Origin of the sequence: Andreprevotia chitinilytica DSM 18519 (genome assembly GCF_000711875.1) — a bacterium.
Taxonomy (GTDB): Bacteria; Pseudomonadota; Gammaproteobacteria; order Burkholderiales; family Chitinibacteraceae; genus Andreprevotia; species Andreprevotia chitinilytica.
Window position 1 is genome coordinate 17,832 of the sequence record NZ_JONM01000008.1, and the last position, 21,865, is coordinate 39,696.

At 59.4% G+C, this 21,865-nt stretch carries 17 protein-coding genes; 9 read left to right on the top strand and 8 right to left on the bottom strand.

The features are described from left to right. Positions 1 to 179: 179 nt before the first annotated feature. From BR41_RS11825 to BR41_RS11865, 9 genes are all read left to right on the top strand, one after another. Positions 180 to 1,055 (top strand): NAD kinase, encoded by an 876-nt coding sequence (locus tag BR41_RS11825; RefSeq protein WP_035056714.1) that lies wholly within the window; start codon positions 180 to 182, stop codon positions 1,053 to 1,055. Positions 1,056 to 1,065: 10 nt separating this feature from the next. Then, positions 1,066 to 2,721, top strand: coding sequence for a DNA repair protein RecN (recN, locus tag BR41_RS11830; protein ID WP_035056716.1), 1,656 nt, complete (start codon positions 1,066 to 1,068; stop codon positions 2,719 to 2,721). 209 nt (positions 2,722 to 2,930) lie between these two features. After that, positions 2,931 to 3,440 carry a tRNA adenosine(34) deaminase TadA gene (tadA, locus tag BR41_RS11835; RefSeq protein WP_035056719.1) on the top strand — a complete coding sequence of 170 codons (510 nt, stop codon included), beginning with the start codon at positions 2,931 to 2,933 and terminating at the stop codon, positions 3,438 to 3,440. A gap of 108 nt (positions 3,441 to 3,548) precedes the next feature. Beyond that, a complete protein-coding gene (locus BR41_RS11840; RefSeq protein WP_051710790.1) occupies positions 3,549 to 5,330 on the top strand; it encodes a glycoside hydrolase family 18 protein in 1,782 nt (593 codons plus the stop codon). 118 nt (positions 5,331 to 5,448) lie between these two features. Next, positions 5,449 to 6,369 (top strand): L,D-transpeptidase, encoded by a 921-nt coding sequence (locus BR41_RS23620; protein WP_084187124.1) that lies wholly within the window; start codon positions 5,449 to 5,451, stop codon positions 6,367 to 6,369. A gap of 249 nt (positions 6,370 to 6,618) precedes the next feature. Further along, the gene (locus BR41_RS11850) at positions 6,619 to 7,383 is read left to right on the top strand and encodes a substrate-binding periplasmic protein (protein WP_035056721.1); all 765 of its coding nucleotides are present in this window, start codon (positions 6,619 to 6,621) and stop codon (positions 7,381 to 7,383) included. Positions 7,384 to 7,504: 121 nt separating this feature from the next. Further along, the gene (locus BR41_RS11855) at positions 7,505 to 8,458 is read left to right on the top strand and encodes an Asd/ArgC dimerization domain-containing protein (RefSeq protein WP_035056724.1); all 954 of its coding nucleotides are present in this window, start codon (positions 7,505 to 7,507) and stop codon (positions 8,456 to 8,458) included. A gap of 14 nt (positions 8,459 to 8,472) precedes the next feature. Next, positions 8,473 to 10,782 (top strand): Tex family protein, encoded by a 2,310-nt coding sequence (locus BR41_RS11860; RefSeq protein WP_035056726.1) that lies wholly within the window; start codon positions 8,473 to 8,475, stop codon positions 10,780 to 10,782. A gap of 1 nt (position 10,783) precedes the next feature. After that, positions 10,784 to 12,259: a tetratricopeptide repeat protein gene (locus BR41_RS11865; protein ID WP_035056729.1), complete on the top strand. Its 1,476-nt coding sequence runs from the start codon at positions 10,784 to 10,786 to the stop codon at positions 12,257 to 12,259. A 120-nt stretch (positions 12,260 to 12,379) separates the two neighbouring features. Here BR41_RS11865 and BR41_RS11870 read toward each other — a convergent pair whose 3' ends face one another. From BR41_RS11870 to BR41_RS11905, 8 genes are all read right to left on the bottom strand, one after another. Continuing rightward, the gene (locus BR41_RS11870) at positions 12,380 to 13,501 is read right to left on the bottom strand and encodes a porin (RefSeq protein ID WP_035056731.1); all 1,122 of its coding nucleotides are present in this window, start codon (positions 13,499 to 13,501) and stop codon (positions 12,380 to 12,382) included. Positions 13,502 to 13,762: 261 nt separating this feature from the next. Beyond that, the gene (gene trpC / locus BR41_RS11875; RefSeq protein WP_035056732.1) at positions 13,763 to 14,569 is read right to left on the bottom strand and encodes an indole-3-glycerol phosphate synthase TrpC; all 807 of its coding nucleotides are present in this window, start codon (positions 14,567 to 14,569) and stop codon (positions 13,763 to 13,765) included. Between the two features lie 4 nt (positions 14,570 to 14,573). Next, positions 14,574 to 15,602, bottom strand: a complete 1,029-nt coding sequence (gene trpD, locus BR41_RS11880; protein WP_035056734.1) for an anthranilate phosphoribosyltransferase — start codon at positions 15,600 to 15,602, stop codon at positions 14,574 to 14,576. 68 nt (positions 15,603 to 15,670) lie between these two features. Then, positions 15,671 to 16,240: an aminodeoxychorismate/anthranilate synthase component II gene (locus BR41_RS11885; protein ID WP_035056737.1), complete on the bottom strand. Its 570-nt coding sequence runs from the start codon at positions 16,238 to 16,240 to the stop codon at positions 15,671 to 15,673. A 42-nt stretch (positions 16,241 to 16,282) separates the two neighbouring features. Continuing rightward, positions 16,283 to 17,752: an anthranilate synthase component I gene (trpE, locus tag BR41_RS11890; RefSeq protein WP_035056740.1), complete on the bottom strand. Its 1,470-nt coding sequence runs from the start codon at positions 17,750 to 17,752 to the stop codon at positions 16,283 to 16,285. 223 nt (positions 17,753 to 17,975) lie between these two features. Further along, positions 17,976 to 19,127: a murein transglycosylase A gene (mltA, locus tag BR41_RS11895; RefSeq protein ID WP_035056743.1), complete on the bottom strand. Its 1,152-nt coding sequence runs from the start codon at positions 19,125 to 19,127 to the stop codon at positions 17,976 to 17,978. Position 19,128: 1 nt separating this feature from the next. After that, positions 19,129 to 19,389, bottom strand: coding sequence for a PhaM family polyhydroxyalkanoate granule multifunctional regulatory protein (locus BR41_RS11900; RefSeq protein ID WP_035056745.1), 261 nt, complete (start codon positions 19,387 to 19,389; stop codon positions 19,129 to 19,131). Positions 19,390 to 19,490: 101 nt separating this feature from the next. Continuing rightward, positions 19,491 to 21,758 carry an NADP-dependent malic enzyme gene (locus BR41_RS11905; protein WP_035056748.1) on the bottom strand — a complete coding sequence of 756 codons (2,268 nt, stop codon included), beginning with the start codon at positions 21,756 to 21,758 and terminating at the stop codon, positions 19,491 to 19,493. Positions 21,759 to 21,865: the final 107 nt, after the last annotated feature.

A 21,865-nucleotide genomic window follows, 5' to 3' on the forward strand; every position in this document is an offset into this window, starting at 1 on the left:
TGGGGAGTGCCGGGAAGTATATCGTCAGCAGAATGCTGCTTTCATAACCGTTTTTTGCGGTCATAGATCAGGTGGACGGGTAGGGCGGGTTGTAGTGAACGATATCGGCAACTCCCGCAATGTCGCCGCGCTATGGTTAAATTCGCCATCCAACGCTGGACCCGGTCCGAGAAACGATCATGCAAAGCTTGTTCAAGACGATTGCGCTGGTGGCCCGCCACAATTCGCCTGCCATCGGCGAACCGTTGAAGCAACTGGCCGCCGCGCTGGAAGGCTGCGGCATCAAGGTGTTGATAGAAGCGTCGGCAGCGGCCGAACACGGTATCGAAAACCACACCACCGTCGCCCGTGAGTTGATCGGCAATCAAGCCGATCTGGCGATCGTGATGGGCGGCGATGGCACGATGCTGGGGGTGGCGCGGATGCTGGCGCCGCACCAGATTCCGCTGATCGGTATCAATCAGGGCCGGCTCGGCTTCATGACCGATATCTCGCTGGATGACATGGAGCGCGTGGTCAAGGAAATGCTCTGCGGTGCATTCGTGCCAGAAGAACGCATCTTGCTTGAAACGGTGATCCGGCGCGGCGAAGAGGAATACGGCCCGGCGCTGGCGTTCAACGATGTGGTATTCAGCCGCGGCTCGGCCGGCTCGATGATCGAGTTCGAAATCTTCATCGACGGCCAATTCGTTTACAGCCAACGCTCGGACGGTCTGATCGTCTCCACGCCCACCGGCTCGACCGCTTATTCGCTGGCATCTGGCGGCCCGATCTTGCATCCAAGTTTGCCGGCTTTGGCGCTGGTGCCAATTTGCCCGCAATCGCTGTCGAACCGGCCAATTGTGGTCAACGATACGTCTGAAGTTGAATTTCTGTTGACCCGTTCCAGCGATTCGCGTGTTTATTTCGACAATCAATCCGATTACGAATTGAAGGAAATGGATCGGGTATTGATTCGCCGTTATCGCAATACGCTGCGGATTCTGCATCCGGTTGGATATAACTATTACGACATGCTCCGGGCGAAGTTGCATTGGGGGCAGAAACTGCTTTGAAGATCAGCCTATGTTGATTTCCCTCCGCTTAAAAAATTTCGTCATCGTCGATGAACTCGAACTTGATTTCACCTCCGGTTTGACCGTGCTTACCGGCGAGACCGGTGCCGGTAAATCCATCGTGCTGGATGCGCTCGGTCTGTTGCTGGGTGACCGGGCCGATGCCGGCATGCTCCGGCATGGTACGGATCGGGCTGAGCTGGCGGCAGGGTTTGATCTGGATGGAACCCCAGCCGCTGGTGAGTGGCTGGCTGAAAACGACATGACCGGCGACGAGGCGGATCGCTTATTGCTGCGTCGTACGCTCGATAGCGCGGGTAAGACCAAGGCGTTCATCAATGGCGCGCCAGCGACCTTGGCGCAGTTGAAAACATTGGGCGAGATGCTGGTTGATATCCACGGCCAGCATGCGCATCAATTGCTGCTGCGGCCGGATACGCAACGCGAGGTGCTGGATGGCTATGCCGCAGCCGGGCAACTCGCTGGCGATGTGGCGGCAGCCTTCCGCCACTGGCATCAACTCGCCGAGCAACTGGACGACTCCCGCCGTAACGCCGCTGCGTTCGATGCCGAGCGCGAGCGCCTGCAGTGGCAAATCGACGAGGTCGCGGCACTGAGTCTGGCCGAATCCGAGTGGGAAGAACTGCAGGCTGAGCACAAGCGCCTGCATCACGCTGCCAGCCTGATCGAGGGCGTGCAGATGGCGATCGGCGTGCTCGCGGACGGAGACGAGAACTGCCAGGGCTGGTTGTCGCAAGCGCAGCATCGCGTGGGTGAATTGGCCGGCTACGATGTGGCGCTGGATGAGTCGCTCGAACTGTTGGCGGGGGTCGATGCGCAGTTGACCGAAGCGGTGAATGCCTTGCGCCGCTATGCCGATCATTTGGAGCTGGACCCGGCCCGTTTGCAGGATGTCGAGACGCGGATGGATGCCGTGTGGCGCATTGCCCGCAAGTATCGGGTCGAGCCGGAGCAGCTGGTCGCTGAATTGACCGCATGGCAATTCCGGCTGGCCGAACTGGGTGGCAGCGAAGGGCTGCGCAAGCTGGAGCAGGCTGTGGTTGCCGCCGAAGCCAGTTATCGCAAACAGGCCGGAGCGCTGTCCAAAGCCCGCCGCCGCGCCGCGCCCGAGCTGGCTGCGGCGGTGACGCGAGAAATGAAGCCGCTGGCCTTGGCCGATTCGAAGCTGGAGATCGTGCTGGAAGCGTGTGAGCCGTCTGCGCATGGATTGGAAGGCGTCGATTTCCGCGTGGCACATGGCGAGGCACCGGCGCGCGCCTTGGGCAAAATTGTGTCGGGTGGTGAGTTGTCCCGGATCAGTCTGGCGCTGCAGGTGATCGTCTCCAGCCGTGCAGGTGTTGCGACGCTGGTGTTCGATGAAGTGGATGTCGGCATCGGGGGCCGCGTGGCGGAGATCGTCGGCCGTCTGCTGGCGCAGTTGGGTGATGCTCGCCAAGTGCTGTGCATTACCCACTTGCCACAAGTGGCGGCGCAAGGTCGCCAGCATCTGCAGGTGAGCAAGGCCAAGACCGGCTCCGGCATCATCAGCGCAGTGCGCAGCCTGAGCATCGAAGAGCGCATTGATGAGATTGCCCGCATGCTGGGCGGGGTCGATATCACCGAAACGACCCGCAAGCATGCGGCGGAGTTGCTTGGGTATGTTTGAGCAAAGGCATTTTGACTCTGCTCAAAGTCTATCCCGGCAACGTATTGGTTGCCGTTCCCCCCTTTTTGAAGGGGGGCCAGGGGGGATTTCTGCGGCATCTCAACTCGCAATGACGTCGAAATCCCCCTCCATCCCCCTTCATAAAGGGGGAGGCCAAAGGCTGCCGCGCTTTGAACAGGTGATTAGCGAGATTTTAAACTGGTTCAAAAATGGTCTCTGAGCCAATTCCAGTCTGGACCCCCGACGATGAGCGCTTCATGCGCGCTGCGTTGGCCGAGGCAAAGAAAGCTTGGGCCAAGGGTGAGGTGCCGGTCGGCGCGGTGATCGTCAAACACGGCGAGATTGTCGGCCGTGGGCACAATCAGCCGATCGTTCGCCATGATCCATCCGCCCATGCCGAGATGATGGCGCTACGCCAGGCCGCACGCCGGCTAGAGAACTACCGCCTGCCGGGCAGTACGATGTACATCACGCTGGAGCCTTGTCTGATGTGCGTTGGCGCGATGTTGCATGCACGGTTGCAGCGCATCGTCTTCGCTGCCGAAGATCCCAAGACCGGCGCGGCCGGCAGCGTGATCAATCCTTTCCCGGATCGTCGTCTTAACCATCACACCGAGGTGGTGGGCGGGCTGCTGCAGGCCGAAGCGAGCGAGATGCTCAAGCAGTTTTTTCGGGAACGGCGCGATGCTGAAAAGGTGCGTAAGCAGCAAGCTGTCTGATTTTCCTCACACTCCGTAGGGCGGTGCTTGGCGTATGCCAATGAAGTAGTACACTAGCCGCGCGAGGCACTTATAAGTGTTTTCACCTAGGGATAAGGAGAACAAGCAATGAGGAAGCTGCTGTTGCCGCTGATGTTGGTCGCGGCCGGGTTTACGGCTGGCGCACGCGCTGAAAGCGTTGTGTTCCAGGACAATTTCGATAAAGACCTTGGCTCGTGGGTGGGGCAAGGCGGCGATGGCTCAGTGCCGATGCACGTCAGCATCGTCGACGACCCGCTCGTTCCAGGTACAAAGGCGGCGCGGTTCGATCAGCCGGTGAATAGCGGCGATATCTTCACCAAACAGACTTTCCCGGCCGGCAAATACAAGATTGCATTCGATTACCTCGGTACGTGTTCATTCAATTGCGGCGGTACGCTGGGGATTCATATTGGCTATCCCGGCAATAAAGAATACTGGATTGCCGGTACGGCTAATTCCGGTTTCCCGAATCGACTGTCCGACAATGGCAAGTGGAATCACTATGAATTCGAATTCACCGGCAAATTCGATTTCCATGTGACGTGGGAACAATGGGATAGCGCCAAGGGCAAGGGCAAGGACGTTTACCTCAAGAATCTGGTCCTGACCAGTTTGGGTGGTAGCGCACCGGCTGCAGCAGCTGCGAAGGTCACCCCGGTGACTGGCGGTGCTCCTGCGCCGCAAACCCCGCAATCGGTGATGTATTTCACCGCTTGGGGCAAGGGCCATGGCTTCTGGGTGAAGAATCTCGACACCAGCGGTGCCGCCAAGAAAATCACCGTGCTTGAATACGCATTCGGCAATGTAGATGGCAAGAAATGCGTCGTCGGCGTGGATAAGGCCGGCGTAGGCGCAGCAGCGGACGACTATTGGGACCCGATCCCGACCGCCAATACGCTCGATGGTCAGGCAGACAAGGGCGATAACGGTCTATATGGCCATTGGAACCAGCTCAAGCAGCTGAAGAAGAAATACCCGAACCTCAAGGTCGTGATCAGCCTGGGTGGTTGGACCTGGTCCAAGTATTTCTCTGATGCTGCTTTGCCGGCCAATCGCGAAGCCTTCGTCAAATCGTGCGTCGAGGCCTACATCAAGGGCAATGTGCCGAACAAAAATGGCAAGGTCATCGATGGCTTGGCCGCTGGCGTGTTCGACGGCTTCGATATCGACTGGGAATACCCGGCCGCACCGGGTAACGACGGCAATATCGTCCGCCCGGAAGATACCCAGAACTACACCGCGCTACTGGCCGAGTTCCGCAAACAGCTCGATGCCGTCAAGCCGGGTTACCTGCTGACCATCGCTGCACCGGCCCCGTCGTCCAAGACGGATCTGATCGAGCTGGACAAGATTCCCTTGTCGCTCAACTGGATCAACCTGATGACGTACGACTTCTCCGGCCCGTGGGACAAGTTGGCTGCGCCGCACTCCACGCTGTACGGTGGCCCGAAAGACCGCGTTTCCATCGATGCATCGGTGAAGGAATACCTGAGCCGTGGCGTGCCATCGCAGAAGATCGTGCTGGGCGTGCCGTTCTACGGCTATGGCTGGATTTTGAACAGCACCGACGGCAACGGCCTGTATCAGACCGCCAAGTCGTCCGCCAAGGGCACTTATGAAACGGGCACCGCCAGCTACGCCGATGTGAAGGCCAAGCCGGGCAAGGTGTTCCGCGATGAGAAAACCCGCGCCGTGTGGAAGCTCGATGGCAATGAAATCTGGGTTTACGACGACGTACAGCTGATCAAGGACAAGATCGATTTCGTGAAGAAGCAGAAACTGGGCGGCATCATGGCCTGGGAATTGTCGGGCGATACGCCGGATAGCGAACTGGTTTCCACGATTTACGACAACCTGATCAAGCAGTAATGATCACGCGGTAAACAGCCGTAGCAGTAGACAAAACGGGGCGCTGGTCGCCCCGTTTTGTTTGGCCGCGCCGAAGCGCTGGTTTGAAACGGCAGGGCCGGAATGGCAAGATAAAACGATGAAATCTTCCCGCAATCGCATCGAAGTCGATATTCCTCAGCAACGCCTGCGCCTGTTCAATGCGGCGGGCGAACTGCAGCGCGAATACACGGTATCCACTGCCAGGAATGGCGTTGGCGAATTGTCCGGCAGCTACCAGACGCCCCGTGGCCGGCATGTGATCCGCGCCAAGATCGGGGCCGGCATGCCGCTCAACGCGGTATTTCGTGGCCGCCGGCCGACCGGTGAAGTGCATACGCCCGAGCTGGCTGCCGCCAACCCGGATCGAGACTGGATTCTCACCCGTATTCTGTGGCTGAGCGGCATGCAGCCAGGGTTCAACCGGCTGGGCGGCGTGGATTCGATGCATCGCTATATCTACATCCACGGCACACCCGATTCGGAACCAATGGGCGAGCCGGCCTCGCATGGCTGCATCCGCATGCGCAACGCCGATGTGGCGGCGTTGTTCGAGCTGGTCGATGCCGGGACCGAGGTGCGGATTCTTGCTCCGACAACGAACGCGGTGTGCTACCCGGTCGGGACGAAGGTAGCCGATGCGCTGGCGGCAAGGCTGCAGCCACCGACTGGCGTTACACCCCATAGTCCGGTGCCTTGCATCGCTCCCCCGGCCTTGGCGATGTTCGATCATGCGGGTGAGGTGCTAGCACTGGGGCGACTGGTTCCGGGCGGGAATGCTGAACTGCATGGGCGGCCGAACAACGGGTTGCCGGTGCCGCTATTGCGCGCCTTGCAGCAGCAGGCGGGCGCTTTGGGGTGGTACAACCTGCGCGCGTTGGTCCCTGATTCGTGGCTCCAAGCTTGTCTGGATGCAGGCGGCGAGGTGGTGTCCGAACCGTTGCCATCTGGTGAATGGATGGGCGAGCGGGCGGTCCGCTGGCCATCCTTTGCACAAAAAACCATTGTCACGCCTGACTGATAGAACGCGTCGACCTGAAGCCGTTCGCGATCGATCCGGTACAATCCGCCGCGCTTTTCGGCGTGCTTACCGCGTGCTGTCGTTGATTGCCGGCACCCAAACCGTTCGTGCCGGTAGGCCGGCTGCTCCAGCTAATCTCTCCGCCATACCGCGCTTAAAAGCGCTATGAAACAAACATGCGCTGAGCATTTCGATGGTTGCGCATGGCCAGAGACAGTCAGCAGAGACGATGCAAATGAAGGATGAAGAATGCGATATATCACCGTGCTGATCCTGCTATTGACCGGCATTGTCCGCGCGGAGCCGACCATTACGCTCACCTTGCAGGAATATCCGCCCTTCATGGGTGAGTCGCTGCCCGACAAGGGCTTGATGACTAGCGCGGTGGTGGCGGTGTTCCACCACGCCGGCTACCTCGTGGTGTTGCAACCCACGCCGAACAACCGCGCCATCGAAGCGCCACGCCGGGGTCTGGTCGATGGCAGTTTTGGCTGGGCGAAAACGTCAGAGCGGGAACGAGACCTTTACTTCACCGAGCCGGTGATGGCGCTGCGCATGGTGTTCTGCCAACAAAAGGGGCTGAATCACCCGTGGCAAACGCTGACGGACGTCGCCCACTACCGGGTTGGCACCACGCTCGGCAATTTCTATTCGGATGAATTCGATGCGTTGGTGCATGCCGGCACGCTGAAACCGGACGTCGCCCAGAGCGATGAGGCCAATCTGCATAAGCTTGCCCTCGGCCGGATCGACCTGTTTCCCATCGATGCCGAAGTCGGCCCCTATCTGATGAGCCATACGCTGACGCCGGAAGAGCGCAGCAAGCTGACCTGCCCGGATCAGGCCTACTGGAGTGCACCGCTGCACGTGGTGATCTCGAAGAAACTGGCCGATGGGGCCGCCATTGCAGCTGCGTTCGACAAGTCGCTGAATAGCATGCGCAAGACCGGCGAGCTGCAGCGGGTCATCGATACCACGCGGCAAAAAATCCTGAGCGAGGCGGCGCATAAGTAGGGCGCGGCGCGGGGCCTGACCACCTCGCGCACAAATGCTCGTCATTTCCGCCGATCCGGTACAATCCCTCATCCTTTCAGGGCGCCCGCCGCGCCCTGTTTTCATTTTTGGAGTTATCGCCATGGCCCATCTCTCGCTCGCCTTATTGGGCGCTTCATCCTCGCTTGGCCAGGCACTGCTGGACGTGATTTCCGACAGCACTTTGCGTTTGTCCGCCTTGTTTCCACTGACCACTGCCGAAGAAGAAGGCCTGATTGAATTCCGTGGCGAAGACGTGCCTGAGTTTGCCGTCGTCGGCTTCGATTGGTCGCAGACCCGCGTGTTGGTGAACTGCCAGCCCGACGTTGCAGCGGTGTTGAACGAAGCGGCCGATGCCGGCCTGATCGTGATCGATCTCACCGGCCTGACTTCTCCGGGTGGCAAGTTGGCGCATGGTCATGTGCTGTCGCTGCCTGATCCGTTTGCGCAACAACTCGCCACGCTGGTTTCCCCGCTGGCCGAACTGGGCACGGTGACGCAGGTCACGGCCACTGGTTTGCTCTCGGTCTCGACCGAAGGCCAGGCCGGCATCGACGTGCTATCCGGCCAGACGCGTTCCTTGTTCGCGCAAACCGAACATGAAACCGCCGTTTACCCGAAGCGGATTGCCTACAACATCCTCGGCGGCTTCGGCCCGCTGGATGATGCCGGCATCACCGCCGAGGAAACCGCCGCCATCGCCTTGCTGCAAAAGCAGCTGCCATCCGATTGCACCATCGACGTCACCTGCACTCGCACCCCGCATTTCTTTGGCCACGGCGCCAGCCTGACCGTGCGCTTTGCCCAGCCGGTGGACCGTGATGCGGTATTGGCAGCCCTCAAAGCGGCCGAGCGCGTATTCGTGCTACAGGCTTCCGGTGAATCCGGCATCGCCGCCAGCCAGGATGCCGTCGGTGGCGACAAAGTCTGGGTGAGCCGTCTGCGCCAGTCAGCCGATGGCCGCAGCATCACCCTGTGGAGCGTGGCTGACAACACCCGCTTGCCGGCGCTGGCCGTGTTGCAATTGCTGACCTTCATCGCCGCGAAAGAACAGTAAAACGGAACAACACCATGCTGCCCCCGATCTCCCAACGCATTGCCACCGAAATCAACTGCCGCGCCGCCCAGGTCGATGCGGCCATCCAGCTGCTGGATGAAGGCGCCACCGTTCCCTTCATCTCCCGCTATCGCAAGGAAGTCACCGGTGGGCTGGACGACACGCAATTGCGCAATCTGGAAGAGCGTCTGCGTTATCTGCGCGAGCTGGAAGAGCGCCGCACGGCGGTGATCGCCAGCGTGCAGGAACAAGGCAAGCTCACGCCGGATTTGCAGGCCGCCTTGCTCGATGCCGATAACAAACAGCGGCTCGAAGACCTTTATTTGCCGTACAAGCAAAAGCGCCGCACCCGTGCCCAGATCGCCCGCGAAGCTGGCCTGCAACCGTTGGCGGACATGCTGCTGGCCGATCCGACGCTCAACCCGGAAGCGCAAGCCGGTGGCTATCTGAATGAGCAGGTGGCAGATACCAAGGCCGCGCTCGACGGTGCCCGCGCCATCCTGATGGAACAGTTCGGTGAAGATGCCGAGCTGCTGGGCAACCTGCGTGAATACCTCGCCAAGAACGCCAGCGTGAAAACCGGCGTGGTCGAGGGCAAGGCGGAAGAGGGCGCCAAGTTCAGCGACTATTTCGAATATCACGAGCCGCTGGCGGCGATGCCGTCGCACCGGATTCTGGCAGTGCTGCGTGGCCGCAACGAGGGCGTGCTGACCTTCACGCTGGCGCTGCCGGAAGATCTGGAGGCCGATGCCAAGTCGACCGGCCCGAATGTCTGCGAAATGAAGATCGCCAAGCGTTTCGGCATCGAGCACCAAGGCCGTGCCGCCGACAAATGGCTGGCCGATACCGTGCGCCTGACCTGGCGCGCCAAAATCTTCCTGAGCCTGGAAACCGAACTGGTGAGCCAGTTGCGCGAAAAAGCCGAACTGGATGCGATCAAGGTGTTTGCCAGCAACCTCAAAGACCTGCTGCTGGCGGCACCGGCCGGCCCGAAGGCAACGATGGGACTCGATCCCGGCCTGCGCACCGGCGTGAAGGTGGCGGTGGTCGATGCCACCGGCAAACTGGTCGATACCGCGACGATCTATCCGCATGCCCCGCGTGACGATTGGGATCGCTCGATTGCCATCCTGGCGGCATTGGCGGCCAAGCATAAGGTCGAATTGATCGCCATCGGCAACGGCACTGCCAGTCGCGAGACGGACAAGCTGGCTGCCGAACTGATGAAGAAATATGCCGAGCTGAAACTGACCAAACTGGTTGTCTCTGAAGCCGGGGCATCGGTGTATTCGGCATCCGAACTTGCTGCCCGCGAATTCCCCGATCTGGATGTGAGCATCCGTGGCGCGGTGTCGATTGCCCGTCGCCTGCAAGACCCACTGGCTGAGCTAGTGAAGATCGATCCGAAATCGATTGGCGTCGGCCAGTATCAACACGATGTGAATCAGGGTGAACTGGCGCGTTCGCTCGATGCGGTGGTCGAGGACTGCGTGAACGCGGTCGGCGTGGATGTGAACACCGCATCCGCTGCGTTGCTGGCGCGGGTGTCTGGCCTGACCAGCACGCTGGCCAGCAATATCGTGCAATTCCGCGATGCCAACGGCGCATTTGCCGACCGTGCCGCCTTACTCAAGGTGCCACGCCTGGGCGACAAGACCTATGAGTTGGCCGCGGGCTTTTTGCGTGTGATGAATGGCCGCAATCCGCTCGATGCTTCGGCCGTGCACCCGGAAGCGTACCCGGTGGTCGAGAAGATTATCGCCAAGGTGCAGAAGGACGTGAAAGCGCTGATTGGCGATGCCGGTTTCCTGAAAAAGTTGAACCCGGCTGAATTCACCGATGAGAAATTCGGCGTGCCCACCGTGAAAGACATCCTCGCCGAACTGGAAAAACCCGGTCGCGATCCCCGCCCGGAATTCAAGACCGCCAGCTTTGCCGACGGGGTGGAAGACCTCAAAGACCTGCAACTGGACATGGTGCTGGAAGGCGTGGTGACCAACGTGACCAACTTCGGCGCGTTCGTCGATATTGGCGTGCATCAGGATGGCCTCGTGCATATCTCGGCCTTGTCGAACCGCTTCGTCAAAGACCCGCGTGAAGTGGTGAAGGCCGGCGACGTGGTGAAGGTGAAAGTGCTTGAAGTGGACATCAAGCGCAAACGGATCGCGCTGACCATGCGTCTGACCGATTCAGCACGGGATAACGCCGGTGCGGATACGGGCAGCAAGGCACCAGCCAGCCGTAATCAACAACGCGCAGTGCAGAAGCAGCCAGAGCCGCAAGGCGCGATGGCCGCCGCACTGGCCGGCTTGCTCAAGCGCTGATATGGATTGGCACGGCCAAGGGATCGCTGCTGCTCGAGCCGGACGGCTGGACGAAGCGGTGGCGCTGCTGCGCCATGCCGTCAAGGCTGCGCCGAAAGATGCCGGCGTCCATGCCGATCTCGGCCTGACGCTGGCGCGCCAGTCCGATTGGCCGGCGGCACAAGCGGCGTTGTCGCGGTCGCTTGAGCTGGCACCGCGCCATTCGGCGGCACGGCTCAATCTGGCGAATGTGCTGCGCAAAATGGGCAACGACGACGCGGCCCGCGATCAGCTGGAGCAACTGCTGCGGCGCGACCCTCACCATGCGCCGGCTCGCTTCAATCTTGGGAATCTGCTGAAAGACCATCAGGATTGGTCGGCCGCCGAAGCGCAGTATCGCCAAGCGTTATTGGCGAATCCAGACCACCAGGAGGCTGCGCACGGACTGGGCAATATGCTGCTGCAGCAAAACCGGCTGGAAGAGGCGGTGGCGACTTTACAAAAGACCGCCAAAGCATCACCACGGCCAGCCGCCTGGCATGATTTGGGCAATGTCTATCGCGCCGCCGGACAGTGGGCGGATGCCAGAGCGGCATATTGCCAAGCGTTGAATCTGAAGCCGGATTTTGCCTTGTCGCGCTATGTGCTCGGAACGCTGGATTTGCAGGAAGGCAATTGGCACGAGGGCTGGCAGGGCTACGAAATGCGCTTCGAGGCGCTGGGCCGCCCATTGCCGAAGAGCAGACTGCTGCGCTGGCGTGGCGAAGTCGTTCACCGCTCGGCGGCCTTGCTGGTGTACCCGGAGCAAGGCTTGGGTGATCTGATCCAGTTCGCACGCTTTCTGCCGCAGCTGCGTGAGCGTTTTGGTCGGGTTGCGATGGTGTGCCCGTCGTCGCTGCTGCGCTTGTTTCAGGCCAGTTTTCCAGATATCGCGTTTTTGGCACGGGCCGAGGATGAGACGGGATTCAGCCACTTCATCCCGATGATGTCGCTCGGTGCGTTGTTGGGTATCACGGAAGCATCGTTGGACGGTCGTCCTTATCTGCTAGCGGGTGAGTCATCTGCGTTGTCGGTCAACGGTTTGAAGGTCGGCTTGGCTTGGACAGGCAGCCCGGCTCAGGCGGATAACCGCTGGCGCAGCATTCCGTTTGATGAGCTGGCCCCGTTTTGGCATACGCCCGGTGTTGCCTGGTTCAGTCTGCAATATGGTGTCGAGGCTGATGCGCCCTTGCGCAAACTGCCTGATGGCGATTTTGCCGATACGGCGGCGCTGATTTCACAGCTCGATCTGGTACTGACCGTCTGCACATCCATTGCGCATCTTGCTGGCGGACTCGGCAGGCCAGTGTGGCTGATGAGCCGGTTTGATGCGGATTGGCGTTGGCAGAACGAGCGGGTGGATTCGCCTTGGTATGGTAGTTTGCGGATTTATCGGCAATCCCAGCGGGCGCAATGGGGTGGATTGATTGCCGACGTTCAGCGTGGCCTTGGCACCTAGGAAAGGGGCTGATGCCACGGAGGCGGCAGGGCGCTCTTGCGAAGGGTGGATCGATCATGGATTTTCCACCAAAGAAAAAACCGGGCATTAGCCCGGTTTTTTCCTTTCTGCAACAGCCGATTAGAAATCGGTGCGCATGCCAACCGAGAACTGGTTGGATGTTTCGCCCGGCAGAGCAACCAGGGAACCCGAGTTGTTCTGGAACGAAGCACCGCCCTTGGCGGCATCGTTCTTCAGGTGAACGAGGTAGGTGTACAGGCGGGTTTGCTTGGTGGTGAAGTACACCAGACCCAAGGTGCCTTGTTGACCGTTCTGACCATCCACACCCAGGTATTTACGGCTGTAGCCGTACAGACCTTGTGCTTGCAGTTTCGGGCTGAAGTTATAGTTGCCGGTTACCACATAGTTGTTCCATGTGAAGGTGCCGGTTGGGCGTTTGTCGCTAATGTGTTCCCAGCCTGCGCCGATCTGGGCAACGTCGAATTTGTAGCCCACTGCGACTTCGGTGCCATTGACCGAGGCGCCCGAAGTGACGTTGGTGCCGACATTGTTGGTTGCATCGGTGATGCCTGCGACGTTGGAGAACGTACGATTGCGGGCATATTGATCAGTCAAACCCAAGACCAGGCCGCCGTTCGTATAAAGGCCGGATACCCCCACAATTGGCGCACCCTTGCCAATCGTTGTCGCAGTATCCTGGCCATACGTTGTGCGTACCTGGAAGCCGCTAAATACCGGCGAGTCATAGCTGAAGCTGGAGTTCAGGCGAGCGTTCAGCTGGGCAAAGACAGCCTTGTTGCCCTTGAAGTCGCCATCATCTGCAAAGTTATCGAAAATGGACGACAGATTGCTGGAGGTCAGCAGCGTTTTGTACGCGCTGTCATAGTTACCTACACGTAGCGTGCCGTAGTTATTGCTTTGTACACCGATGAAGTTGTTCCGCGTGCCCCAGTTTGTGCCGCCCAAGGACTTGTTGCCGTTTGCGTCTTTGGCGCCTTGAGCGCTTTCAACTTGCCAAATGGTAGCGAAGCTGGAGTCATCCCACTTGTCGACGCCCTTGAAGCCGATGCGGGAGCTTTGATCCCAACCCGTTGCCTTGTTATTCGGTGTGGCGCCATACGGGTTGTTGCCGTAGTTGTTGTAATCGAGGGAGTAGCGGATGGAACCGTAGATGGTCACATCGGCAAAAGCCACCGGTGCAACAAAGGCGGCGCTAATCGCGGCAGCGATCAGTTTTTTCATTTGAATTTCTCCTAAGCGTCAAAAGCAGTCATGGTCAGGCTCACTGACCACGAATCTGGAAACCAATGGTCTATGCCATCAGGGTTATCATTCCGGGTTGACCGGGTTGATAACAAGCGGTCGTTTGCCACAACTTGACATGGCAATCGCCCTCCTTGTATGCCGACCCAAAGTGTAAGCACACAATGTGTATGGAATATTACAATTGGATTTACAAGGACGCTTAGGACTAAGAGGGTATTTTTTTAGAGTAAATAGTGATTAGAAGTTGGTGTAAACAGAAGAAAACAGCGTTTTTAGTGCGGTTCCGGGTGATAACTGTCGCATAAATGCCTCACCCACCAGGTAAGAGTGAATGTTGTTTTGTTGCATTAATGCGACATCCTCGCTCGCGAGGATCCCGCTCTCGGTGACAACGATCCGATCAGCAGGGATCCGGGGCAGCAGACCCAGCGTGGTATCAAGGGTGACTTCGAAGGTACGCAGGTTACGGTTGTTGATGCCCACCAGCGGGGTTTTCAGTTCCAGCGCAGTATCGAGTTCCTCGCCGTTATGCACTTCCACCAACACGGCCATCCCCAGCGCATCGGCGATGGCTTCGAAGTCTTTCATTTCAGCGAGCGAGAGTTCTGCCGCGATCAGCAGAATGCAGTCCGCCCCCCAGGCGCGAGCCTCGAACAGCTGATATTCATCGACCATGAAATCCTTGCGCAGTACCGGCAGGGCGCAAGCGGCACGTGCGGCTTTCAGGTAGGACTCGTGACCTTGAAAGTACTGCACATCGGTCAGCACAGACAAGCAAGCCGCGCCGTTCGCCGCGTAGTCGGCAGCGTGCTCGGCGGGCTGGAAGTCGGCGCGGATCACGCCCTTGGACGGGCTAGCTTTCTTGATCTCGGCAATGATGCCCGGTAGCCCTTGGGCGTGCTTGGCGCGGATGGCGCCGACAAAATCGCGATGGTCAGCGTTGGCTTCGGCTTGGGCGCGGATTTCGGCTAATGGAATAACTTTGCAGGCGGCGGCCACTTCTTCGCGCTTGGTCGCCCAGATCTTTTTCAGGATGTCGGACATATATTCATTTCCCGAATGATTGGGTGAGATTGATCAGCGCATCGAGCTTGGCGCGTGCCGCGCCGCTGGTCAGTGCTTCGTGGGCGGCATTGATGCCATCCTCAAAACTCACCGCCTTGTTGGCGGCGTAGATGGCCGCGCCGGCGTTGAGCAGCACGATATCGCGACAGGGACCAGTTTCGCCGGCAAGGATGCGATCGATGATTGCCTTTGACTGTGACACGTCGGCCGCATGCAGCGCCTTCACGTCACAGAATTCGAAACCGAAATCACGCGGGTCGATCTCGTACTCGTTGATCTGGCCGTCTTTCAGTTCTGCCACCAGCGTTTTATCCATCAGGCTGATCTCGTCCAGACCATCCTTGCCGTGCACGACCATGACGTGTTTGCTGCCCAGTTGCCGCAACACGCGCGCCTGGATGCCGACGAGGTCCGGATGGAATACGCCCATCAACTGATTTTCTGCACCGGCCGGATTTGTCAGCGGGCCGAGGATATTGAAAATGGTGCGTACGCCCAATTCACGGCGGATCGGGGCGACGTATTTCATCGCCGGGTGATGGTTCGGCGCGAACATGAAACCCAAGCCGAGTTCGTCGATACATTGGCCTACTTGCTCCGGGGTCAGGTTCAGATTGATGCCGAGCGCTTCGATCACGTCGGCCGAGCCGCTCGAGGACGATACCGAACGCCCACCGTGCTTGGCGACGCTCACGCCGGCCGCGGCGGCCACGAAGGTTGAACAGGTCGAGATATTGAAGGTGTGGGCGTTGTCGCCGCCGGTGCCGACGATATCAACCAGGTTGGTGCGATCCTTGACCTCGACCTTGGTGGCGAACTCGCGCATCACGGCGGCGGCGGCGGCGATTTCCGACACGCTTTCGACCTTTGTGCGCAGGCCCATCAGCAGGGCGGAGATTTGTACCGGCGTGAGTTCGCCGGACATGATTTGCCGCATCAGATGCAACATCTCGTCGTAAAACAGCTCGTTGCTGTCGATCAGCCGGTTGAGGGCTGCTTGAATGGTGATCATGGCTTTGCTCCTGGCATGCTCGCCGCATGGGGCCGGGTTGCCGACGCCGATGCGGGATCAGGCCGCTATCAGGCGAATTCTTTGAGGAAGTTATCGAGCATCTGGTGGCCGTGCTCGGTCAGGATCGATTCCGGGTGGAATTGCACACCCTCGATGGGCAGGGTCTTGTGCCGCACACCCATGATTTCGCCGTCGGCAGTCCAGGCGGTCACTTCGAGGCAATCCGGGCACGTGGCACGCTCGATCGCGAGCGAGTGATAGCGTGTCACGGTGAAGGGCGAGGGCAGATCCTTGAACACGCCTTTGCCGGTGTGCTCGATCGGCGAAACCTTGCCGTGCATCAGCGTTTGCGCGTGAATGATCTTGCCGCCGAACGCTTGGCCGATGGATTGGTGGCCGAGGCAGACACCCAGAATCGGCAGCTTGCCGGCGAAATGCTTGATGGCTGGCACCGAAATGCCTGCTTCGGTCGGCGAGCATGGGCCGGGGGAAACCACGAGGTACTTGGGTTTCAGCGCCTCGATTTCTTCCAGCGTGATTTCGTCGTTGCGATACACGTGCACGTCCTGGCCAAGTTCGCCGAAGTATTGGACGAGGTTATAAGTAAACGAATCAAAGTTATCGATCATCAGCAGCATGGCAGTATTCCTTGTATCCAGTCAGGGGCGGAGCCGGTCAGCTCAAGCATCCAGTCCGTGTTGAACCAGCTCGGCGGCGCGCAGCACGGCGCGGGCCTTGTTCAACGTTTCCTGCCATTCGCTTTCGGGGACAGAGTCAGCAACGATGCCGGCGCCTGCTTGCATATACAGGGTGTTGTTCTTGACGACGGCGGTGCGCAAGGCAATCGCCACATCCATGTCGCCATTGAAGCCGAGATAGCCAACCGCACCCGCGTAGACGCCGCGCTTGGTGGGTTCTAGCTCGTTGATGATTTCCATTGCCCGGACTTTGGGCGCGCCGGAGACAGTGCCGGCCGGGAAAGTCGCCTTGAGGACATCAATGGCGCTTTGGCCTTGTTTCAGCTGCCCTTCGACGCTGGAAACGATGTGCATCACGTGCGAGTAACGCTCGATGACCATCTTGTCCACGAGCTTCACCGAGCCAGTCTGTGCCACACGGCCGGCATCGTTGCGGCCGAGATCGATCAGCATGACGTGTTCGGCGATCTCCTTGGCATCGGCCAGTAGTTCTTCGGCCAATGCTTCATCCTGCTCGCGGGTTTTGCCACGCGGACGGGTGCCGGCGATCGGGCGTACGGTGACGGTTTCGCCTTCGAGCCGGACCAGGATTTCCGGTGAAGCCCCCACGATGTGCATGTCGCCGAAATGATAGAAGAACATGTACGGCGACGGGTTGATGCTGCGCAGCGAGCGATAGAGCGACAGCGGCGATTCGGCAAATGGCACGGTCATCCGTTGCGACAGCACCACCTGCATTACATCGCCATCGCGGATGTAGTCCTTGATCTTCAGTACACCATCCTTGAATGGCTGTTCGCCGAATTCCGAGACGGCAGTGCCAACTTCCTTGGCCGGGCCCTGCAGCGGGAGGCGCGCGGGTTCACGCAGCTTCAAGCGCAGTTCGAATAGGCGCTCTTCCGCCGTGTTGTATGCATTCGGCGTGTTCGGGTCGGCGTAGACCACGAGGTAGAGCTTGCCGGAGAGGTTGTCGACAACGACGATTTCTTCGGACAGCAGCAGCTGGATATCCGGTGCACCGATCGGATCGGGCTTGTTGCTGTGGGCGAGTTTTTTCTCGATATAACCAATGGTTTCGTAGCCGAAGTAACCAACCAGTCCACCGAGAAAGCGCGGCAGGCCGGTGTTGGGCGGGGCTTTGAAACGGGACTGGAAGGCTGCGATGAAGTCGAGCGGATTGGCGTCGCTGCGTTCGATGACTTGATCGTCTTGAATGACTTCGGTGTGTTGGCCGACCACCTTGAGGCGGGTACGTGCCGGCAGGCCGATGAAGGAGTAGCGCCCGAAGCGCTCACCGCCAACAACGGATTCCAACAAATAGGAATACGGTTGATTGGCGAGCTTCAGGTAAACGGAAAGAGGGGTATCGAGGTCGGCAAACAGCTCAAGGATCAGCGGAATGCGGTTATAGCCCTGTTGTGCCAGAGCGGCGAATTCGTCGCGCGAGATCATGGTGACTCCAATGAAACGTGGTCAAAGCGGAAAGGGGGTCTGCTGGAAGGGTTACCAGCGACGCCATCGCCATTCGAGCCAGATTTCGTTGGAGTGAAATGCCATGATTGCGGAAAATTCGTGTCGGTGAAATGTGGGCCTATTCTTGCCGAATTGGCGAAGATCGGTCAACCGCGCCCCAGCAAATAAGTGCGTGCGGCTGAGGAAATCCGACAATTCGCCCCTAGAGCGCGGGTAGCGCTTCACCTTTTGGCCACAGCAGCCACAGTTTTCCGCGTTGTTTCATCTTGCCTGCGAGTGCGCCGGCGGCGTCGCCTTTGCCAAAGAAGAAGTCGGCACGGACTTGGCCGGTGATGGCATCACCTGTGTCTTGCGCTGCAGCAACGCGTGTCAACGCCGCGCCATCCGGTGTGGTGGTCGCGATGAGTAGCGGGCTGCCCGGTGGCACATGTTTCACATCCACTGCCAAGCTGTAGCCGGGGGTCAGCGGTACACCGAGCGAGCCGGGCGGGCCGTCGTTACTGGCGGGCAAGGGGCGGAAAAACACGTAACTTGGGTTGCTGGCGAGCAATTCTGGCGTGCGTTGCGGGTGCGCCACCGCCCAGGCGCGAATGCTCTGCATGCTGACGTCTTCAGCCTTCAGCTCGCCTTGTGCGATCAGCCATTTGCCGATGGCGCTGTAGGGGTGGCCGTTCTGGTCGGCATAGCCCAAGCGAATCTCTCGGCCATCGTCCAGTTTTACCCGGCCAGAGCCCTGGACTTGCAGGAACTGCAGGTCCATCGGGTCTTCCAGCCAGGCCAGCACTGGCGCGCTTAAGCCGCTCTCGGCGATATCGTTGGCGGCGGGATAGGGAACGAGTTTCTTGCCTTCCAGTTTGCCGCGGATACGCTTGCCTTTGAGTTCCGGGTAGAGGCTATCCAGCTGTACGGTGATCAGGTCGGCAGGTACGCCATAGGCAGGAACATTTGCTTTGGCGGTGCGGGTGAGTGAGCCGGGGTAGACCGGTTCGTAATAGCCAGTAATCAGTCCCTGGTCGCCACCATCTGGATTGCGCAAGGAGATGGGCGTGAGCCGGCTTTGCATGAAGGCGCGAACCTTGGCGGCATCTTGCGGCAAGGCTTTGGCATCGGTGCAAACTGCGCTCCAGCGGGTTTGCTTTGCAAGTACGCCGCAGCCGTTTTTCCAGGCGTTGAAGCCGGCGAGCCAATCGGCATTGCTGATCGTCGGCAGTTCGTTCCAGCCCACCGTGACGTACTTGGGTTCGGCTGATTGCGAATACGGCGTGGTGCTTGGTGGCGTAGCGCAGCCGGCGGGAAACGCGAAGCCCAAGGCTGGTAGGACATGGCTGAAAAAGCTGAAAAAACGGCGAATCAAATCAGGCGTCTCCGCTCGGATGCTTGGGTTCCAGACCTTGTTTGAAGGCCGCGAGCCCAGCACGCTGCAGCTCCAGCGTTTGCACTGTCATTTGCAACATGCCGACTTGCATTTGCAGCCATTGCTCGATGGTTTTCAGTTCTACGATCTTGCGCTCGATTTCTTCTTCAGTGAGCGGCGGCATGAAGGGGTTGGGCGCGCCAGTGCCGGCTTTCATGAACTGGCTGAAAAAAGCGAACGGATCATTTGGGGTGTCGGCCATGGCAAAGCTCCTTTGACGGTTGGCTAGTGTAGTGCTTCGCGATGTACTACCGCTAAAACAAGAAAGCGGGCAATCGCCCGCTTTCTGTCTAGCTCACGTGCTTAGTCCTTCAGTGTAGCGGCTTCAACCGATGCCAAGGCCGACATGTTGACGATACGGCGTACCGATGCCGTTGGCGTCAGGATGTGGGCCGGTGCGGTAATGCCCAGCAGGATCGGGCCAATGGTCACGCCATCGCCAGCGGTCATCTTCAGCAGATTGAACGAGATGTTGGCGGCGTCCAGATTCGGCATGATCAGCAGATTGGCTTCGCCTTTTAGTGTCGATTCCGGCAAGACCTGTTGGCGCAACGATTCCGAAAGCGCGGCATCGCCATGCATTTCGCCGTCGACTTCCAGATCCGGCGCGGCTTTGCGCACCAGTTCCAGCGTGGCCTGCATTTTGCGGGCGGACGGACTGTCCACGCTGCCGAAGCTGGAGTGGCTCAGCAACGCCACCTTGGGCTGGATGCCGAACTTGCGCACGGTCTCGGCGGCCATCAAGGTGATTTCGGCCAGCTGTTCCGGGCACGGGTCCTGATTCACGTAGGTGTCGGTGATGAAGATGTTGCCGGTCGGCAGCAGCAGCGCATTCATTGCCGCAGTGGTCTTGCCGGGCTGACCGAGCACGTTCTGGATATACCAATGGTGGCGGTGATACTGGCCGTGTGTGCCGCAAATCAGCGCATCGGCTTCGCCACGCTGGACCATGATCGCGCCGATCAGCGTGGTCTTGGTGCGGATCTCGGCACGCGCCAGTTCTTCAGAGACACCACGACGCATCATCAACTGATAGTAGTGCGTCCAGTATTCGCGGTAGCGCGGGTCGTTTTCCGGGTTGCAGACCTCGATATCCACGCCTTCCTTGATGCGCAGGCCGAGTTTCTCGATCCGGCTCTGGATAACGGCCGGGCGGCCGATCAGGATCGGTTTGCACAGGCCCATGTCGACCACTTCCTGCACGGCATGCAGCACGCGGAATTCTTCGCCTTCACAGTAGACGACGCGCTTCTTGGCCTTGCGCGCAGCAGAGAACACCGGACGCATGAACAGGTTGGATTTGTAGACGAACTGAGTCAGGTCTTCGATGTAGGCGCCGAAGTCTTCGATCGGACGTGTTGCCACGCCAGCATCCATCGCTGCCTTGGCCACAGCCGGGGCGATCTTGACGATCAGGCGCGGGTCGAACGGTTTCGGAATCAGGTAGTCCGGGCCGAAGGTCAGATTCTGGCCGACGTAGGTATCGGCAACGACATCCGATTGTTCGGCGTGAGCCAGCTCGGCGATGGCATCGACCGCAGCGATCTTCATGCTCTCGGTGATCGCGGTGGCGCCGACATCGAGCGCACCGCGGAACATGAACGGGAAGCACAAGACGTTGTTGACTTGATTCGGGTAGTCAGAACGGCCGGTGCAAACGATGGCATCGGCGCGGGCGGCGCGAGCATCCGGCGGAGTGATTTCCGGGTCCGGGTTGGCCAGCGCAAGAATCAGCGGGTTCGCTTGCATCTTCTGGACCATCTCGCCGGTGACGAGACCTGCACCAGAGAGGCCGAGGAAGATATCCGCGCCGACCAACGCTTCCTGCACGGTGCGGTGCGGGGTATTGCGTGCGTAGCGCTGCTTGGTTTCATCCAGGCCGGTGCGCTCGGTGTGGATCACGCCCTTGGAGTCACAGACCAGGATGTTTTCCGGGTTGACGCCCAGCGAGACGAGCAGATCAAGGCAGGCAATCGCTGCTGCGCCGGCACCACTGGCGACCAGTTTGACTTGGCCGATATCTTTGCCGACGTAACGCAGACCGTTTTTCACGGCGGCGCCGACGATGATGGCGGTGCCGTGCTGATCGTCATGGAAAACGGGGATTTTCATCCGCTCGCGCAGCTTCTTCTCGATGTAGAAGCACTCGGGCGCTTTGATGTCTTCGAGGTTGATGCCGCCGAAGGTGGGTTCCATCGCTGCGATGGCTTCGATCAGCTTGTCCGGGTCTTTTTGTTCCAGCTCGATGTCGAACACATCGATGCCGGCGAATTTCTTGAACAGGACGCCTTTGCCTTCCATGACCGGCTTGCCGGCGAGCGGGCCGATGTCGCCCAGGCCCAGCACGGCGGTGCCGTTGGTAATCACGGCAACGAGGTTGCCACGGGCGGTCAGGTTGCGGGCTTCGGCGGGGTCTTCGACGATGGCGGTGCACGCATAAGCGACACCAGGAGAGTAAGCAAGGGCCAGTTCACGCTGGCTGGAAAGCCCTTTGGTCGGGGAGACCTGAATCTTGCCGGGGCGGGGGTAGCGGTGATATTCGAGGGCTTTCTTTTTGAGTTCTTCATCCATGGTGGAGCTCTATGCAGTGGTCGATGTAGTCGATGAATGCTGGACTTCAGTCAGCAAGCAAGCAAGTCAGGGATTTGCCGGATGAGACAAATGCCTATGGAAAATAT

Bases quoted from the DNA above. Each gene is read 5' to 3' on its own strand.
- trpD (WP_035056734.1), bottom strand. From the start codon at position 15,602: ATGATCACCATTCAAGCAGCCCTCAACCGGCTGATCGACAGCAACGAG.
- BR41_RS11870 (WP_035056731.1), bottom strand. From the start codon at position 13,501: ATGAAAAAACTGATCGCTGCCGCGATTAGCGCCGCCTTTGTTGCACCG.
- BR41_RS11825 (WP_035056714.1), top strand. From the start codon at position 180: ATGCAAAGCTTGTTCAAGACGATTGCGCTGGTGGCCCGCCACAATTCG.
- BR41_RS11905 (WP_035056748.1), bottom strand. From the start codon at position 21,758: ATGGATGAAGAACTCAAAAAGAAAGCCCTCGAATATCACCGCTACCCC.
- BR41_RS11885 (WP_035056737.1), bottom strand. From the start codon at position 16,240: ATGCTGCTGATGATCGATAACTTTGATTCGTTTACTTATAACCTCGTC.
- BR41_RS23620 (WP_084187124.1), top strand. From the start codon at position 5,449: ATGAAATCTTCCCGCAATCGCATCGAAGTCGATATTCCTCAGCAACGC.
- tadA (WP_035056719.1), top strand. From the start codon at position 2,931: ATGGTCTCTGAGCCAATTCCAGTCTGGACCCCCGACGATGAGCGCTTC.
- trpE (WP_035056740.1), bottom strand. From the start codon at position 17,752: ATGATCTCGCGCGACGAATTCGCCGCTCTGGCACAACAGGGCTATAAC.
- BR41_RS11855 (WP_035056724.1), top strand. From the start codon at position 7,505: ATGGCCCATCTCTCGCTCGCCTTATTGGGCGCTTCATCCTCGCTTGGC.
- BR41_RS11840 (WP_051710790.1), top strand. From the start codon at position 3,549: ATGAGGAAGCTGCTGTTGCCGCTGATGTTGGTCGCGGCCGGGTTTACG.
- trpC (WP_035056732.1), bottom strand. From the start codon at position 14,569: ATGTCCGACATCCTGAAAAAGATCTGGGCGACCAAGCGCGAAGAAGTG.
- BR41_RS11900 (WP_035056745.1), bottom strand. From the start codon at position 19,389: ATGGCCGACACCCCAAATGATCCGTTCGCTTTTTTCAGCCAGTTCATG.
- BR41_RS11865 (WP_035056729.1), top strand. From the start codon at position 10,784: ATGGATTGGCACGGCCAAGGGATCGCTGCTGCTCGAGCCGGACGGCTG.
- BR41_RS11850 (WP_035056721.1), top strand. From the start codon at position 6,619: ATGCGATATATCACCGTGCTGATCCTGCTATTGACCGGCATTGTCCGC.
- recN (WP_035056716.1), top strand. From the start codon at position 1,066: ATGTTGATTTCCCTCCGCTTAAAAAATTTCGTCATCGTCGATGAACTC.
- BR41_RS11860 (WP_035056726.1), top strand. From the start codon at position 8,473: ATGCTGCCCCCGATCTCCCAACGCATTGCCACCGAAATCAACTGCCGC.